General features: G+C 60.3%; 14 protein-coding genes. 4 read left to right on the top strand and 10 right to left on the bottom strand.

Features of this window, described 5'->3' with window-relative positions:
* The coding region (locus LJE63_11320; GenBank protein ID MCG6907195.1) for a hypothetical protein at nt 1-442 on the bottom strand (442 nt) is incomplete at its 3' end.
* Nucleotides 443-564: 122 nt separating this feature from the next.
* On the opposite strand from LJE63_11320, the gene LJE63_11325 reads away from it, so the two are divergent.
* The 4 genes from LJE63_11325 (at nt 565) to LJE63_11340 (ending at nt 7,761) form a co-directional block, all read left to right on the top strand.
* Entirely contained in the window at nt 565-2,580 is a 2,016-nt protein-coding gene (locus tag LJE63_11325) for a putative DNA modification/repair radical SAM protein (protein MCG6907196.1), read from the top strand.
* 824 nt (nt 2,581-3,404) lie between these two features.
* Nucleotides 3,405-4,391, top strand: coding sequence for a TAXI family TRAP transporter solute-binding subunit (locus LJE63_11330; GenBank protein ID MCG6907197.1), 987 nt, complete (start codon nt 3,405-3,407; stop codon nt 4,389-4,391).
* 85 nt (nt 4,392-4,476) lie between these two features.
* Nucleotides 4,477-6,708 (top strand): TRAP transporter permease, encoded by a 2,232-nt coding sequence (locus tag LJE63_11335; GenBank protein ID MCG6907198.1) that lies wholly within the window; start codon nt 4,477-4,479, stop codon nt 6,706-6,708.
* A 306-nt stretch (nt 6,709-7,014) separates the two neighbouring features.
* On the top strand, nt 7,015-7,761 hold the full coding sequence (locus tag LJE63_11340) for a 4Fe-4S dicluster domain-containing protein (GenBank protein ID MCG6907199.1): 747 nt from the start codon (nt 7,015-7,017) through the stop codon (nt 7,759-7,761).
* 91 nt (nt 7,762-7,852) lie between these two features.
* Here the strand turns inward: LJE63_11340 and LJE63_11345 are convergent, their stop codons facing one another.
* The 9 genes from LJE63_11345 to LJE63_11385 form a co-directional block, all read right to left on the bottom strand.
* Nucleotides 7,853-8,302 (bottom strand): Rrf2 family transcriptional regulator, encoded by a 450-nt coding sequence (locus tag LJE63_11345; GenBank protein MCG6907200.1) that lies wholly within the window; start codon nt 8,300-8,302, stop codon nt 7,853-7,855.
* Between the two features lie 97 nt (nt 8,303-8,399).
* A complete protein-coding gene (locus tag LJE63_11350; protein MCG6907201.1) occupies nt 8,400-9,992 on the bottom strand; it encodes a PAS domain-containing protein in 1,593 nt (530 codons plus the stop codon).
* A gap of 56 nt (nt 9,993-10,048) precedes the next feature.
* Nucleotides 10,049-10,402 carry a response regulator gene (locus LJE63_11355; protein ID MCG6907202.1) on the bottom strand — a complete coding sequence of 118 codons (354 nt, stop codon included), beginning with the start codon at nt 10,400-10,402 and terminating at the stop codon, nt 10,049-10,051.
* Nucleotides 10,403-10,463: 61 nt separating this feature from the next.
* The gene (locus LJE63_11360; GenBank protein MCG6907203.1) at nt 10,464-11,381 is read right to left on the bottom strand and encodes a universal stress protein; all 918 of its coding nucleotides are present in this window, start codon (nt 11,379-11,381) and stop codon (nt 10,464-10,466) included.
* A 36-nt stretch (nt 11,382-11,417) separates the two neighbouring features.
* On the bottom strand, nt 11,418-12,809 hold the full coding sequence (locus tag LJE63_11365; GenBank protein ID MCG6907204.1) for a (Fe-S)-binding protein: 1,392 nt from the start codon (nt 12,807-12,809) through the stop codon (nt 11,418-11,420).
* A gap of 40 nt (nt 12,810-12,849) precedes the next feature.
* Nucleotides 12,850-13,527, bottom strand: a complete 678-nt coding sequence (locus LJE63_11370; protein ID MCG6907205.1) for a respiratory nitrate reductase subunit gamma — start codon at nt 13,525-13,527, stop codon at nt 12,850-12,852.
* Nucleotides 13,528-13,604: 77 nt separating this feature from the next.
* Entirely contained in the window at nt 13,605-13,748 is a 144-nt protein-coding gene (locus LJE63_11375; GenBank protein ID MCG6907206.1) for a hypothetical protein, read from the bottom strand.
* Nucleotides 13,749-13,814: 66 nt separating this feature from the next.
* Nucleotides 13,815-14,987 (bottom strand): Ni/Fe-hydrogenase cytochrome b subunit, encoded by a 1,173-nt coding sequence (hybB, locus tag LJE63_11380; protein MCG6907207.1) that lies wholly within the window; start codon nt 14,985-14,987, stop codon nt 13,815-13,817.
* A complete protein-coding gene (locus LJE63_11385) occupies nt 14,987-16,072 on the bottom strand; it encodes a 4Fe-4S dicluster domain-containing protein (GenBank protein MCG6907208.1) in 1,086 nt (361 codons plus the stop codon). The genes hybB and LJE63_11385 overlap by 1 nt, the downstream gene beginning before the upstream one ends.
* Nucleotides 16,073-16,087 lie beyond the last annotated feature (15 nt).

Genomic DNA, 16,087 nt, shown 5'->3' on the forward strand with positions numbered 1-16,087 from the left:
TGAAGCGGGCACAGGCGTTCCAGCGCAAAACGGCATCTTGGTTGTTCGGGTCGCAGCCGGCTAGCGCTTCCCCATAGGCTTTCATGGCTTTGACAAACCAATCATAAGCCACGGTGCTTGAACCCGGGCCACCCTGATTGAAATGAAATTTGGCGCGCCGCTCGAACACAATCCCGCTATAGTATGATTTGCAGTAGGCGCTGTCCAGCCGGTTCACGATATCCTGGGCCTGTTCAAACGAGGGGTTTAGACCGCTTTTGGAAAACTTGTCGGTCAATGCCAGCAAGAGGACGATCAAGGCCTCCTGATGGTCGGGAGCGACCGCCAGGATGTCCAGGCAGATGCTTTCGGCCCCGTCCGGTTCATTGAGCATGCGATAACTTCTGGCCATGTCCAGCGCGGATGGAACCGCTTCGGGATTGAGGGTCTTCAGTTCAACCATATCGGCCTCCCTTCCAGATTAAGTTGACACCTGCCTTCGATATCTCAAGAACTGTATTATACGAAGTATTCACTTATTTTCAAGGGGCGCTCACCATCCAATGACGGCAGCGGGTATCTTGCATGGACATTGAAGACAAGCTGACCATACTGGCCGATGCGGCCAAATACGATGTTTCCTGCGCATCTAGCGGCAGCCCCCGGAAGAACAGTGGCCGGCGGCTGGGCAACACCGCTCCCTCGGGCATCTGCCATACCTACACCGAAGACGGCCGATGCGTGTCGCTGCTGAAAATCCTTCTCACCAACGTGTGCATCTATGACTGCGCCTATTGCGTCAACCGCTGCAGCAACGATATCCCCCGGGCGGCTTTCACGACGCGCGAGGTCGTCTCTTTGACCATCGACTTTTACCGGCGCAACTACATCGAGGGACTCTTCTTGAGTTCGGGGGTCATCCGCAGTCCCGACGACACCATGGAGCGGCTGGTTCGAACCGTGCAGATGCTTCGCGGCCAGGGGTTCAAAGGGTACATCCATTTAAAATGCTTACCCTTCGCCAGCCGGCGATTGATTCAACAGGCCGGGCAGCATGCGGACCGGCTGAGCGTCAATATCGAACTACCCTCTGAAGCCAGCTTGATGCGCTTAGCACGGGATAAAACCTACGCCTCCGTGCTGACCCCCATGGGGGTGATTCGTGAAGCGATCGCCGAGACGCGGGCGGACCGCAAACGCTTGCGGCATGTACCTGCCTTTGCCCCCGCCGGACAGAGCACCCAGTTGATTGTCGGCGCCAGCCCGGAGTCCGACTACGAGATACTGAACCTGGCCGATGGGCTCTACCGGCAGCAAACCCTCAAGCGGGTCTATTACTCGGCTTATGTGCCGGTGGGCGGGCCACGGAAGCCACTGCCGGATCTGGCTGAACCGCCTCTGCGGCGCGAGAACCGACTCTACCAGGCCGACTGGTTGATGCGGCTGTACGGCTTTTCCATCGACGACTTGATTGACAGCGCCTCCCCCTGGCTCGATCTGGCGATCGACCCCAAACAGGCCTTCGCCCTGAGGCATCCGGAACTGTTTCCGGTCGACATCAACACCGCCGACCGTGAAATGATTCTCAGGGTGCCGGGCATCGGACTGAAGTCGGCCAATCGCATCGTCCACTTGCGACAAAAAGGACGCATTCGCTTGGAGCATCTGCGGCAACTGGGCGCCATTGTTACCAGGGCCCGGCCGTACATTTGCTGCGATGGTTCATCGGCACGGCAATGGCCGGTCGCCGCGACAAGCATTCCCGCGCAAACCCCAACCACGGCATCACCGGCAGCAGATACCGAGGCATCCACAAGCAGCGCTGGTCGCCGGGTATTTGAAACCGACGGCAGCTTCGAGGGGCTGCTCAGCGCCATTTTCCAAGCTTACACGGGTCCGGCCCCACCGGACGCCATTGAACCTTCTGGCCGTGGCCAGAGGGGGCTGTTTGAACAGCCGGTGGCCATCGACACGGACCCGGTCATCGCTGATCGGGTGTGGAAGGGTCTGGAGAGACATCTGGGCGCCAAGCGCCGCTGCAAGTTACTCGAGGCGTTCCTGTCGGGCCACGCCGGGGTTGAGACCCTGATTTACCGGCTGGTTGCAGATGCCATTGCCGCCCGCCGAGGCCGCAGCGCCGCGACCCATCTGTCGACCTCGATCCAAATCGATAAACTCAGTCGTCAAGTCCGCCTCGAGGCGCATCGCATGAAAGGCTTGGTTCGGTTCGCACAGACCGATGCAGATGGCTATCTCGCCCTGGTGGCCCCCCGCTACGACGTGTTGCCGCTGGTTCGTCGACATTTTGAATCGCGGTTCGCCGACCAGCGCTGGATTATTTACGATACCCAAAGAAACTACGGACTCGCCTATGACGGCCGCTACACGCAGGCGCTGCAGATGGATCTCGCCGCCATAACGGCCCCCTGTCGAAACGACCATGAACAGCTTTGCCAAACCTTGTGGCAGCGCTATTATGCGGCCGCCAACGTGCCGGCGCGCAACAACCCCAAGCTGCATCTGAGCAAACTGCCGCACCGGTATTGGCGGTTTCTGACGGAAAAGCAGCCCCTGAGGTTGAATCAGGCGCATGGCCAATAAAACCAACACGGCCCGCATTTAGCTACCGGCCGTGGCCACACCTGGTGACCTCTTGTATCCCCAGGAAAATGGGGAACGTCGACGACCCACCCAATCGAAACGGATAGCGCCCACGCACTCTCGAGTCACCCTCGTGCTCGCCAACCATCGTCCGAAAACGATTTCAGCGGCTAAGCGGCTGATGGTCCGCCACAATACGGTGACTCTCGAAGAGCCGTCCGACCTTCCATTTCTGTCCATACTCAACGGGCAGGTGCCTTTTTTCGGGAATTGAACAACAAACCTCTTATCAGGGTCGCGGCAATAAATAATTCCATAATATAGCGCTGGATTTTGGTTCGTCGCCAAGGCACATTCGCCGGTGCATATCAGGATATGTGCGGGCGGGTGTAACGCCGGTGACGGGCCAAAAGACAAGTAAGATATGGAATTATTTCTTGCCGAGGCCCCCATGTAGTTGACGCCTGATTATTCTGTGTCCTTAGATTACGGGATATGTTCCGTAATTGAGAGGGCCGGGCGTCGGGCTGAGCGAAACAACTGATTCGCATTTTCAAAATCCAGATTTCCTTAAATTTGAAACTTTTTTTATTGCATAGCCTGGATTACTGATATACGGGAATTATCTTTAACGAGATTCTAACATTCTGTATTTCGAGTCCACTAAGGTCAAACTTATATTTTGAGTAAAAGTTGGCCAAATTGTTCAACCCAAGGTCGGTATTATCATTGAGTAGCAGGCCGGTTAATTTTGGGTTGTTTACGGCCGATCTGGCAACCGGCCGCGCCTGTTCCGTAAACCATCACAAACCTGGAGGAAAGCAATGCGTAAAAGTACATTCAAATGGATATCGATTCTGGTTCTGGTTGCGTTCGCCATGGCACCGGCTGCGATAGCGGCCAAAAAGCGTCTCGCCTTCGGTGGCGGACCCACCGGGGGTACTTTTCAGTACTTTGCCAATGGCATTGCCATTCTGATGTCCAAGAACATCGAGAATGTGGAAGTTTCCAGTGAAGGCACCGGCGGTTCGGCCGAAAACCTCAAACGCTTGAACGCCGGCGATGTGGATTTCGGAATCGTCTATTCGGTGGATTTGTGGCTGGGCTCCCAAGGAAAACTGCCCCAGGACACCAAGCAGTACACCAAGGTCCGTCCGATGAGCTATCTCTACGGCGCCCCGGCCCAGCTGGTGGTGCGGGCCGACAGCGGTGTGACGGACGCCATGCAGCTGGTCGGCAAGAAGGTCGCGGTGGGCAATGCCGGCTCCGGGGCGGCGCTCTCTGCGCAGCGGTTTTTTGAAGCGCTGGGGATCTGGGACAAGGTCGAGCCCCAGTTTCTGGGCTATTCTGCGGCCGCTTCCGCCCTGGGCGACAAGAAGATCGACGCTTTTTGGGTCCTGGTGGGCTTTCCCAATGCTTCGATCATCGAAGCCAGCACCACCAATGACATCGCGCTGCTGAACACATACGAAACCGCCAAAACCGCCGGCTTTTTCGACAAGTTCCCGGCCTATTCCGAAGCCAAGATTCCGGCCGGCACGTATAAAGGCCAGGACAAGGATGTCCTGACCTTCCAGGATTCCACTCTGTGGTGCGCACGGGAAGATCTCGATGCCGAGACGGTCTTTCAGGCCCTGAGCGTCGTCTACTCCCCGGAAGGGCTGGAACACATGGTGAAGTCCCACAAGGCAGCCGCCGAGATGAGCATCGAAACCGGCATCAGCGGTATTCCGCTGCCGCTGCACAAGGGGGCTGAGGCCTTCTGGACGGAACAAGGCGTCGTGATTCCCGAGGCCATCAAAGCCCAATAAAGCGCTAAGGACCTAACATTCCAGACTATAGGAGGGGTGGATATCCCCTCCTATTTTTCAACTCAATTCAGGGGGCTTGCCGGCCATGCCAGATAACGGGATTGAGAATCTCTCGGAGAGCATCACCAAGGGAGCTCTGCCGGAAGATGAAAAGATCAAAAAGATCATCGAAAAGGAGGAAAAGGGCACCCGCAAGATCCGGGGCTTCTGGCGCTGGGTTTCCATGATTCTGATGGCGGCCATGGTGCTGATCTACTTTTACTCCTCCGGCATCAGCCCGATTTCCGCCCAGTTGCACCGCGGCATCTACGTCCTGCTGACCTACGCCCTGGTTTTCATCATGTACCCGGCGGGTTCGGTCTGGATGCGGCCGGTTCTCTGTCTGTTGATGGGGTTGGGAATCGCAAGCGCCGCCTCAACCTTCGTCTTGTTCGACGGACTTGCCGGTTTTGACGCCCGGGTGGTTGCCTTCAAGGAGCTTTTTCAGGATGAAGGGCTGGTGGCGGCCCTGGGCAGCATGGGGCCGCTTTGGATCGTTTTTGTCGTCGGGGTCGTGATTGCAGGCCTTCTTTTCCTGGCGGGTTCGTGGGGCAAAAAGCGTTTCCCCAATTCCCCGAACATAACCGATGTTCTGTTCTGCCTGACCGCTTCGTTCGCCGTGATTTACTGGATACACGAATTCGAAGCCCTCAACTACCGGATGGGAAGTGAAACCGCCCTCGATTTCTACATCAGCTTTATCGGCATCCTCATTTCCCTGGAGGTGGCCCGGCGGGTGCTGGGATGGTCCTTTACCCTAATCGGGATCTTCTTCATCCTCTATTGCCTCTTCGGACCCTACATGCCGGAGGCCTTCGCGCACCGGGGTTTTCGTCTGGAGCGGATCATCAACGCGCTCTATTTGACCCAGGACGGGGTGTTCGGGGTCATGGCCGACGTTCTGGCCACCTACGTCATCCTCTTCATATTCTTCGGTGCCTTCCTGCAAAAATCCGGTGCCGGGCGCTTTTTCATCGATTTTCCCCTGGCCATCGCCGGCCGGACCGCCGGCGGGCCGGCCAAGGTGGCGGTTCTCGCATCGGCCCTATTCGGCTCCATCTCCGGCAGCGCCATCGCCAACACGGTGGCCACCGGCGCGTTTACAATCCCCATGATGAAGCGGGCCGGATTCCGCCCCCATGTGGCCGGGGCGATTGAACCGTCCGCCTCCATCGGCGGCATGTTCATGCCGCCGGTCATGGGCGCGGGCGGGTTTCTGATGGCCGAGCTGACCGGCATCCCCTATGTCAGCATCATGCTGATGAGTGTCTTTCCCGCCTTTCTCTACTTCCTATCCGTCCTCACCATGGTTCACTTCGAGGCCAAAAAACACGGGATCCGGGGCCTCGAGGACCTTCCCAAACCGTGGCAGATCCTGAAAGCGCAGTGGTACATGGCCCTTCCCCTGGTGGTCATCATCGTCTTGATGCTGCAGGGCTTTTCACCGGGCTTTTCCGCTTTCTGGGCGACCCTCGGTTGCATCATGGTCAGCTGGGTCAAAAAGGATACCCGCATGGGGCCCAAGGAAATCTGGGATGCCATGATTACGGGGTCCCGCAACACCCTGGTGATCGGCGCTACCGTCGGGGTCATTGGCATCATCGTGGGCTCGATCGCACTGACCGGCATCGGTCTCAAATTCTCGGACATCATCATTTCCCTCGCCGGCGGCAACCTGGTCATCGGCATTTTGCTGGTGGCGCTGGCTTCGCTGGTGCTGGGCATGGGCGTGCCCGTAACGGCGGCTTACCTGATCACTGCTGTTTTGGCCGTACCGGCCCTGGGGGAGATGGGGGTTATGATCATCGCGGCGCACCAGATCGTCTACTGGTTGAGCCAGGATTCCAACATCACCCCGCCGGTCTGCGTGGCGGCCTACGCGGGTGCCGCCATTGCGGGCTCAGATCCGTGGAAGACAGGCTGGACGAGCTTCAAATTCGCCAAACTGCTCTATGTCATGCCGTTTCTTTTTGCCTTCACACCCGAGATTTTGATGAAGAACTGGGATCTGACGCCGGCGGAGGCGTTTCCCTTTGGGCACGTCGCCATGTCGTTCTTCTCGGCCACCGTCGGCACACTGGCCTTCTCGTCCCTCACCATGGGGTATCTGGTGCGGCGCACCACCCTGATCGAGTGGATCTTTTTCGCGGTGGCCACGGTTCTGTGTTACACGCCCGGCCTGGCCACGGATCTTAGCGGGATCGCCATGGTGGTGGCGTTGGTCTTTTGGCAGAAACGCAAGAACCGCCTGGAGGCCCTGGCCAAAAACCCCGCCTGAAGGTTTGGCGGGTGAGCGGACGAAAAATCGCTTTTAGGTGAAGTTGTGGGAAAGTCTTTTATCCTGGAATACTTGCAGCCGTAAGAAGTTCAAAAGTTTCAGCGTCTTTGCTGCCTGCGCCGCCTTTCGGGGCGGCGCACCTTTTTTTCCGAAAAATCCTTGCCCGGCTGAAACCCAAACACTCGCCCGGTATCACGCCCTGTCCACCCGCGGACTGTTCACGGGTGGTTTTTTTTGGCGTTCGAAAGGCGAAGGGGGCGAAGGAAGGTGGGTGCCCCAGGCCGGCCTGCCTTGGAGAGGCATGAGGTGGCGGTTATCGCATCGAGTTTTCCAACCTGGCTGAGCGGGTTCTTTGCGGATCGCGAGATCACCCTGTGGGGTGCGGCCGATCTGCGACGTTTCGCCACGCCCAAGGATGAGACCGGGCAGGGATTGCCCTTCGCCCTTGCGTTTGCCTTACGGATGAATCCCAGGATCATGGTCACGATCCAGAAGGGGCCGAACCGTGCCTACGCCGATGAGTATGCCCGGGTGAACCGGCAGATCAATGATGTCTCCGCGGCCCTGGCCGCCGCAGTGAAATTCCAGGGGTTTCGGTCTTTGCCCCTGGCCGCCTCCGATCGTACCGACAGGGTGAATATCGCGGGGGATTTTCCCCACAAGACCGCAGCAACCCGGGCGGGGTTGGGCTGGGTGGGGCGCCACTGTCAGCTCATCACCCGCCCATTTGGATCGTGGGTCCGTCTGGGGACCGTTTTTACCGACCTTGAGCTGCCGTGCGGGCCGTCAAACGAGAGAAATTTCTGCGGCCGCTGCAGGCGTTGTGTGGATGCCTGCCCCGCGAAGGCCTTGAAAGGCGCCGCATGGCGTCCTGGAGTGCCCCGCGAGGAGATAGTGGACGTGCGGGCCTGTGATCGCTGGAAAAAGGAGCACTACGTGCAGTACCACGACGGGCACAACTGCGGCATTTGCTCCGCAGTCTGTCCCTACGGGTTAAAGGCGCTAAAAAATGCATCGGCTGGAAAACGAAATACCCAACCAAAACGCCCGTGACCCTGCAAGGCGGCCCTGACTGCTGGCCGCTAAAATCCCGCAGTTTTGTTGATGGGCTTCCCAACGCCAAAAACTTCGAAATGAAACGTTTTTAGGCGCCGGTATCGGTATTGCCCAGCAGCTGGGCTTTCTGGTGGATCAAGGTTCCGAGGGTGATGGTGTCCAGGCGCTGGAACATCGCCTTGCTGGCCTCGATCCAGACCCAGCGAGAGAGACAATCCCCGGCGCGGTTGCAGATTCCGCAAAGTTTGTCGTTGCGCTCGGCGCAGTCGGTGATGGCTGTTTTTTCCTCCAACACCCGGACGATGTCCCCGATTCTGATCTCTTCGGGGGCCTTGGCCAGCATGTGTCCGCCGAAAGGTCCCCGCTGGCTGTTGATGAAACCCGCCTCCTTGAGCTTTCGAATCAGCTTCTCAAGATATTTCAACGAAATGTTTTGCCGCTTGGCAATGTCACCTAGCGGCACCGGCCCCTTGTCGGCGTGAAGCGCCAGATCCAGAAGCATTCGGGTGCCGTAACGGCTTTTCGTGGTCAGTCGCATGATGGTGGCCTCAGCGCTGAAGTCCTGCTCCCAACTGGTCTGATTTGGGAACGGACACGTAAATGACAATACATCTTTCCAGCGCTGGTCAGGATTGTCAAGAGTTGTCGCCACTGACCTGAAGGTGGGCGGTCTTAAGCGCTTCGGATGCCGGATCCAGGCGGACCGCATCAGGTTCCGCGCCCTTGGATGGCAGCTGCTGCATTTCCGGTTCCGATGCCGCCTGCTTGTCCAGCCGCTGACGCGGCAGGTGGATCAAAAAGCGGGACCCTTCCCCTGGCTTGGAGGTCACCCGGATGCTGCCGCCGTGCTGGGTGATCACGTGGTGGGCGATGAACATCCCCAGCCCCGTGCCCTTGGAGCCCTTGGAGGAAAAAAAAAGGGTGAACATCTTCTCCTGGGTTTCCTGATCCATTCCCATGCCGTTGTCGGTTATCTCGAAGCAGACCCGATCGGCGCCGTCCGGGCGTGCCTGGAACCATACCTGATGGTCGGATTGGTTCCGGTCGTGCGCACAGGCCTCCACGGCGTTTTCAAGGAAGTTCACCAGCGCCGCCTGCAGCCAGTTCGGATCGGCTTCGCACACCCCCAACGCCGGGTCGAGATCGGTTACCAGCGGGACCTGGTTTCGTTCGGCCATTGGGTAGACGGTGGCCACCACGGTCCGGGCCAGGCGGTGGAGGTCCACCGGCTGGAACTGCAGCTCCCGGCTTTTGGCGTAGTAGAGGATTTCCAGCACCATCTTGCGGATGCGCTCGGTCATTTGACGGACCTGCTCGAAGGCGTGCTGGATGCGAACGGGGTCCTGTTTCTTGAGCCCGGTTTCAAGCTGATAGATCCCGCCGTCCAGGGCGGTGAGCATGCCCTTGACCCCGTGGGACATGGAGCCCAGCATCAGCCCCAGGGAGACCAGGTGATCCTGCAGCTTGCGGATTTGGGTGATGTTGGTGGACATCTCCATCACCTGGGTGATGCGGCCCCACTCGTCCCGGATGGGGGCCGTCCAGGTGAGCACGTTGTACTGGCGGCCGGACTTGGAGGTCACGATCTCCTCGGTCTGGTGGGGTTTACCGTCCCTGAAGGTGTCGGCCACCGGGCAGTTGGGGCACTGGGTGGAACGGTGTTTGTACACTTGGTAGCAGAAGGCCCCCACCTGAGTTCCAAAATCCTTTTTGAACAGGCGGTTGGCGGCGGTGATGCGAAACTGGCGATCCTGAACCGAGATGTAGCACGGCACTTCGTCAAACAGCTGCTGGTAGAGGTTCTGGGCCGTTTGCAGGGTATCGACCTGCACCGCGTAACGTTGCAGCTGGTGTTTGAGGGCAATCCACTCCCGGGCCTGTTGCAGGAGGTGATCCAGGGCCAGGCTGTCCACCGGTTTGGCGAGATAGCCCAATGCCTGGGCGCCGAGCTGTTCCATAAACCGGGGCAGGAGTTCCTCGGCGGAAAAAACGATCAGCTGGGTGAGGGGTGCATCGGCTTTGAACCCGAGCAGCAGCCGGGGGCCGGCTTCCCGGCCGGCGACCATCGGGTCGGCCAGAACGATCCGGTGCCCACCGGTTTCAAAATGCCGCCGGGCATCGGCCTGAAAAGACGCGATATCGACGACAAACTGCTGCCGCTCCAGATAAAGGGCCAGTGCCTCGGCAAGGGAGGCGTCCGGGTCGATGATGAGAATTTTCTCCGTCATGCTGGGGGTCCGTCCAATGCTTGGGTCAAGCCGGGGCCGCGCCGGGAACGCAGGGATTAGGCAAGGGTCTCGCGAACGATCTTCAGCAGCTCCTGTCGGTCGAAGGGTTTGGTCAGGGTGGCCACGGCCTTGCCGATGGCGTATTCATTTCCCGACAAACCGCTGATGACGATCACCGGGGTGTTTTTCAGCTCCGGGTCCCGGCTCATTTTGCGGTAAAACCGTGGGCCCCATTCCCCCGGCATCTCCAGATCCAGCGTAATCAGATCGGGTCGTTCGCTTTGCGCCATCTCCAGCCCCGTTTGGGCGTCCGACGCATGGCAGGTGGCGTAGCCGTGGTCCGCGAACAATGTGGTGAGATAATCGGCCACGTTGGGGTCGTCATCGATCACCAGTATCTTGTGTCCCATCTTTGCTTCCTTTCATCCGTGCAGCGGGGTTAAACCACGAACGGCATTTGGCCCGCAGCGCCTACTGTGCCTTGATCGGCCGATTCACGCTGAGCACCGGGCAGTTGGCGCGGACGATGACCTGCTCCATGGTGCTGCTCAGCCGGGCGGTTTCAACCTCCTGGGGTTGCCCGTGATGGGCCATGATTATCAGATCGGCTTGCCTTTCCCTGGCGAACTTGACGATTTCGATATAGGGGATCCCTTCCCAGACCTCGATGGCGAATTTTTTGAAGTCCCCCATTTGGGCCACGTAGAGCCCTCGAATCCGCTGGCGGGCTTCGCGCAGGCGCTTTTCGATGGTGTCCTGGTCCACCAGCACCCCGGTCTGGGGGGTGCCGATATCCAGGGCGTGAAAGAGGTGCAGCTCGGCGTTCAGGGACCGGGCCAGCTGGAGGGCGTAGGCAAACCCCGCGTTGGCGGCTTTGGAAAAATCGGTGGCAAATACGATGTGGGAAAAAGTGCCGCCCCAAAACGAGGCTGCCGAACGTCCCACGGCCAGGACGGGGCAAAAAGCCGCCTTGGCGACCCGGTGGAAGGTCGAGCCCACCATCACTTTCTTGTAAACGGAACTGTCCGGATCCTCGGTGGTGCCGCCCATCACGATCAGGTCCGGATTTTCGTCCCGCGCTTTGCGCAGGATTTCGCGATGCGGGTAGCCCAGCCGGATGTCGATTGCCGCATCGGGTATCGCCTCCAGTTGCTTGGCATAATACTGCCGGATCTCTTCCCGCACCCAGGCGATGTAGTCCGCGTCGGCCTGCACCTTCTCACCCGTTCGGACATCGAGCACCTCCTGGCTGAAGCCGCGGGTGGGCACGCCGAGTACATGCAGCAGGGCAAGCCGTCCGCCATGGCGCTGGGCCAGGTTGAAAGCCACCCGTGCTGCCGGGTCGCAGGCCGGGGTCGCCGATGTGGCAAACAGAATCTGTTCAAACATGGTTTACCCCTTTCCCCCGCTGATGGCCCGGGGGGCCTAGTTGTTTTCGGGTCGAAGATGCTCCGGGACCTGAACCATTTTGATGAGCAACGGCTTTAAAAACGACCATTTGATGGGGACATGATATTCTTCCACCAAGTCCCGAATGGCATCCCAGCAATTGTGGCAGGGGGCGATCACCAGTTCGGCGCCGGTGGCCAAGAGCTGATCCCTTTTGGTGATCAGGGCCTGGTTGCGTTGGGGGCGATACAACCCGATCCCGTTGAACCCCCCGCCGCCGCCGCAGCAATAGTTGTGCTCGCGGTTGGGGGACATCTCCCGGAAATAGCCCGGCGCGACGATGTGGCTGATGATCTCGCGGGTGATCTCCTTGAGGCCGTGGTTGCGGATGTAGTTGCAGGAATCCTGGAGCGTCACCGGGACCTTGATCCGTTTCTCCGGATCGATCTTGAGTTTGCCGCTGCGCAGGGCCTCGGCCACCCACTCCACGTAGTGGATCGATTTGACCGGCGGCCGCCCGTCCCGGCGGCCGGCCCAGTAGGGGCCTTCGATCACCGTGGCCCGGTGGGCGTGGCCGCACTCGGTGCCCACCATGCGCCTGGGCTTGAGCCGCTCCATGGCGCTGTAAACGCTTTCCACCTGGAGCTTGCACGCCTCCCAGTCCCCGGCGAACATGGACAGGCTCGTCTGTTCCCAGCCGGAACTGGGAACGGTCCAGTCTTCGCCGGCCAGATGAAACAAGATGGCGGCCTCGGCCAGGTCTTCCGGATAGTGCTTCACCTCGCGCGCATTGACCGTGTAGAGGATATCGGCCCCCTCCTTGTCCACCGGCACGGTGAGGCCCGGATAATCCTCGGCGTACTCCTCCACCATCCACTCGAAGGTTTCGACAAACTCCTGGTCGCTGACATCCATCTGGGCGCGGTAGACCCGGTGCATGCCGGCACCGATCTTCAGCTCCCAGGGAACGAACCCCTGCTGATAGAGCAATCCGCGCAGGTACCCGAACATGACCCCCATATCGATGCCATGGGGGCAATACAGGCCGCAGCGGTTGCAGCAGGTGCACTTGGCCCAGGCCGTCTCCATCGCCCTGTGCATGAAGGCGGTGTCCACGTTGCCCTTGCGGCGCACGATCTCACCCAGGGTGGACTGGATCTTGTAGGCCGGCACCTGCTTCGGGTCGCGGTTGCTGATCCGGTAGAGGAAGCAGCTGTCGGCGCACATGCCGCAATGCGCGCAGAGGCTCAGCCAGGTGCGCAGCCGGCTTTTCAATGTTTTTTGAAGGGTGCCCCACAGCAGGGCGCGGTCCACCTCCAGGGCCTTCATCTCCTGGTAGTAGGTCTTGCCGCCGGTGTCGTCCAGCAGCCGCTTTAATGCCGCCTCGGTCTTGATGGGGGTCCGGTTGCAGAGCGTGCCTTCGGGCATGGGGGGGTCTCCTTGTGGTGGCCGTCGCCGGCCGGGGGCCTTACCAGGCCATACCCTTGCCGTTTATGCCGCCGCGTTTGATGCCGTAATCCATGCCGATCTGGGCGCGGGACATAAAGAACAGGACGATGTGGGCCAGTTTGGTAAACGGGGCCAGGATCAGCAGCAGTTCGCCGCAAAGAATGTGCAAAACTAGCACGAGGGAGTAGTCGCCGACGTGGTGGCGCGCCAGCAGGCCGGTGACGAAGGGCGCGGCCGAGAGGGCCAAAATGAGGTAATCCTGCCCCGAGGTGAGAATGCGCACCTCGGGCAGCGCGATCCGCCGCAGGGTGAGCATCGCCAGCCCAACCAGCGCAGCCCAGGAGAGGATATCGGCCAGGGTGCCCGGAAGCGACGGCGGACTGACGCCGATCGCGGCCTGCAGGATCAGGGTGTGGCCCAGCAGGAAGAGCGGCACGAGCACGGCACCCAGGTGCAGCAGAAAAAAAGCCACGGTCATGAACGGCTGGGCGCGCCAGCCGTAGGTGCCGAAGGGCAGCAGCCAGGAGCCGACGGAGCGGACGGCGCCCTTCAGACCCGGGCCCGGGTACGTGCCATAGGCGACCCGGTCCAATTGCCAGTTCAGCCCCCGTGCGTACCAGATCGCGCGGGCCGCCAGGCCGACGAAAAAAACGCAGAGGGACAGAATCAGCATGGGACCGGTGAGAAATTCGTACATGGACAACCTCCAGCAAAATCTTGTCGGGACGGACGGGGTTCGTCCTCAACCCGGGATGACAGCGGACGGATTCCTGCTCAATAGGTCCGCTGGTCCTCGTCGCGTCCGGTCAAAAAGCGCCAGAAAAGCGGCAGCCCGATCAGCCCCGCGGCCATGAGCAGGTAGACGATGTTTTTGGTGTGGAGCATGAAATCCTGGAGCGTGTGATAGGCGTGCACCATGAGGCAACGGCGCCTCCTTTCCCGGCTTGGTGTTGATGGCGGGGTAAAATGCTTTTTACCGCTTCGTCAGTGTTCGTGCCTGAAATCGGGATGTTCGTATAAGATCGGCATTCGGCTGGTGATCAGCCGGTAGGCCACGATGCCCAGGGTGACGATGAAGATGCTGGTGGCGATCTCCATCCAGCTGGGGAAATAGCGCTGGGCCGGCGGCAGGTGATAGTTGAAGGCCACCAGCGATACGTTCAGGCGGTTGACCATGACACCGATCACCGTCCAGACGGCGGTCCAGCGGATCAGGCTGCGGTTGCGCTCCCGGACCCCCAAGGTGTAAGCAAAGGCCGGCAGTGCCACGAACCCCAGCAGTTCCACCAGAAACCAGGCCCCCCAGCCGGTGGCCAGGTGTGCCCAATTGTCATCCACCGCGACCCCGATGATCTTGATGAAAAAATAGCCGGCCATGACAAAGGCCGCCGCCTTGCCGAACGCCAGGACGACACCGTCGCTCTCATCCAAATGGGCCTCATCCATTTGGCCATGCAGATAGCGGTGGGCCAGGGTGCCTTCGAAAATCACCATGGACATGCCGGCAAAGAGACTGGAAACAAAAAAATAGATCGGCAGATACCCCGAGTACCACAGCGGGTGGAGCTTGGAGGGGGCGATCAGAAAAAGGGCGCCCAGCGAGGACTGGTGCAGGGTGGAGAGCACCACCCCGAAAATGGTCAGCACCAGCGTCAGGCGCACGACGATGTTGCGTGCCCGGCGCCAGCCCAGCCACTCCAGGGCCGCCGGCGAGTACTCGATGAAAAGCACCGTCAGATACAAAAAGACGCACAGGCCCACTTCAAACAGCAGGCTGGTGGTCCCCTGGCTGACGAAGATCGGGTAGGGCAGCCGCCAGGGGCGTCCCACATCGTAGTGCAGGGCGAAGACCACCAGCGCATAGCCCAGAAAGGCCGTCAGGATCGCCGGGCGCACGGCCGAGTGAAATCGTTTGAGGCCGAAGATGTAGCAGGCCGCCGAGGTCACATAGCCGCCGGCGGCCAGGGCCACGCCGCAGAGCAGGTCAAAGCCGATCCACACGCCCCAGGGGTTGTTGTCGTCCAGGTTGGTCACGGCGCCCAGCCCCCCGATGAAGCGCATGGCCGTCAGGGCCAGGCCGACAAACAAAATGCAACCGGTCACCACGTTAAAGGGCGTAAGCAGCCTTTTGCCGGGGACGGGCGTCGGTTGAGCCATTATTTTTCCTCCTTGGACTCGGGTTCACCGTTGCCGGGCAGCGCCTCGGCCTGGGCCGCCCGCGCCGCTTCCTCCAGGGCGTTTTTGACGGCCAGCTTGACGGCGATTTCTTTTTCCTTGCCCAGCTGCTCCCTGAGACCGGCCAACTTTGCCTCGGCCGCCTGCCGGGCATTTTTTTCGGCCTCGGCCACCGCCTGGCGCCGCTCGCCGGCGGCGATCTTGTCCTTGCGCTTGCCGATGGCCCAGATGCCGGTCAGCAGTACCGGCCACAACCCCACGACGATCGGGACCGCCCCCAAGGGCCCGGCGGTGAGCTGCCCGGCGGCCATTGTACCCAGGTCCTCCCGCATACCGATCTCCCTGAAGGGCGCAGCGGAGATGTACAGCCAACTGGTGCCCCCCATTTCATGCTCGCCGTAGATGTGGTGGACATAGCGGCCCGGGTGTTGGGCGATCCGATTGCGCGCCGTCTGTAGCAGCTGCCCGCGCTGGCCAAAGGTCAGCGCCTCCTTGGGGCAGGCGAGGACGCATCCGGGAAGCAAGCCTTTTTCGATGCGGGGCTGGCAAAGGGTGCACTTCTGAACCGAGGGCGAAAACGGATTGTCGTACTCGTAGGTCGGGATGTTGAACGGGCAGGCGATCATGCAGTAGCGGCAGCCGACGCAGACATCGACATTGTAGGATACGGCCCCGCTGGGTACCTTCTGAAACGCCTTGACGAAGCAGGCCGAGGCGCAGGCCGGCTCGAGACAGTGGTTGCACTGGGTTTTGACAAACACCGGCCCCTGGGCGGCTTCGAACCGGTTGACCACGGTGTAGGTGCCGGCATCGGTGCGGCGCTGTTGTTGCAGCAGGCTGAGATCATCAAACGGGCGTTCAGGCTCGGGGAGTCCGTTGACCTGCTGGCAGGCGGCTTCACAGCGGCGGCACCCGATACAGCGGGTCACATCGTGCAGCACCCCGAAGCTTTCCGCGAACCCGGGAAACTGCCGGTTACCGGCGGCCTGCGATCGTCCGGCGACCACAACCTGACTGCCGGCGGCGGCACCCACCCAGGTTAAAAATCGACGACGGGTGATCCCCATGGCTTCTCCTCGATG

Source organism: Desulfobacteraceae bacterium (genome assembly GCA_022340425.1).
GTDB lineage: Bacteria > Desulfobacterota > Desulfobacteria > Desulfobacterales > JAABRJ01 > JAABRJ01.

Bases quoted from the DNA above. Each gene is read 5' to 3' on its own strand.
- LJE63_11350 (MCG6907201.1), bottom strand. From the start codon at position 9,992: ATGACGGAGAAAATTCTCATCATCGACCCGGACGCCTCCCTTGCCGAG.
- hybB (MCG6907207.1), bottom strand. From the start codon at position 14,987: ATGGCTCAACCGACGCCCGTCCCCGGCAAAAGGCTGCTTACGCCCTTT.
- LJE63_11375 (MCG6907206.1), bottom strand. From the start codon at position 13,748: ATGGTGCACGCCTATCACACGCTCCAGGATTTCATGCTCCACACCAAA.
- LJE63_11335 (MCG6907198.1), top strand. From the start codon at position 4,477: ATGCCAGATAACGGGATTGAGAATCTCTCGGAGAGCATCACCAAGGGA.
- LJE63_11385 (MCG6907208.1), bottom strand. From the start codon at position 16,072: ATGGGGATCACCCGTCGTCGATTTTTAACCTGGGTGGGTGCCGCCGCC.
- LJE63_11345 (MCG6907200.1), bottom strand. From the start codon at position 8,302: ATGCGACTGACCACGAAAAGCCGTTACGGCACCCGAATGCTTCTGGAT.
- LJE63_11355 (MCG6907202.1), bottom strand. From the start codon at position 10,402: ATGGGACACAAGATACTGGTGATCGATGACGACCCCAACGTGGCCGAT.
- LJE63_11325 (MCG6907196.1), top strand. From the start codon at position 565: ATGGACATTGAAGACAAGCTGACCATACTGGCCGATGCGGCCAAATAC.
- LJE63_11330 (MCG6907197.1), top strand. From the start codon at position 3,405: ATGCGTAAAAGTACATTCAAATGGATATCGATTCTGGTTCTGGTTGCG.
- LJE63_11365 (MCG6907204.1), bottom strand. From the start codon at position 12,809: ATGCCCGAAGGCACGCTCTGCAACCGGACCCCCATCAAGACCGAGGCG.
- LJE63_11360 (MCG6907203.1), bottom strand. From the start codon at position 11,381: ATGTTTGAACAGATTCTGTTTGCCACATCGGCGACCCCGGCCTGCGAC.
- LJE63_11370 (MCG6907205.1), bottom strand. From the start codon at position 13,527: ATGTACGAATTTCTCACCGGTCCCATGCTGATTCTGTCCCTCTGCGTT.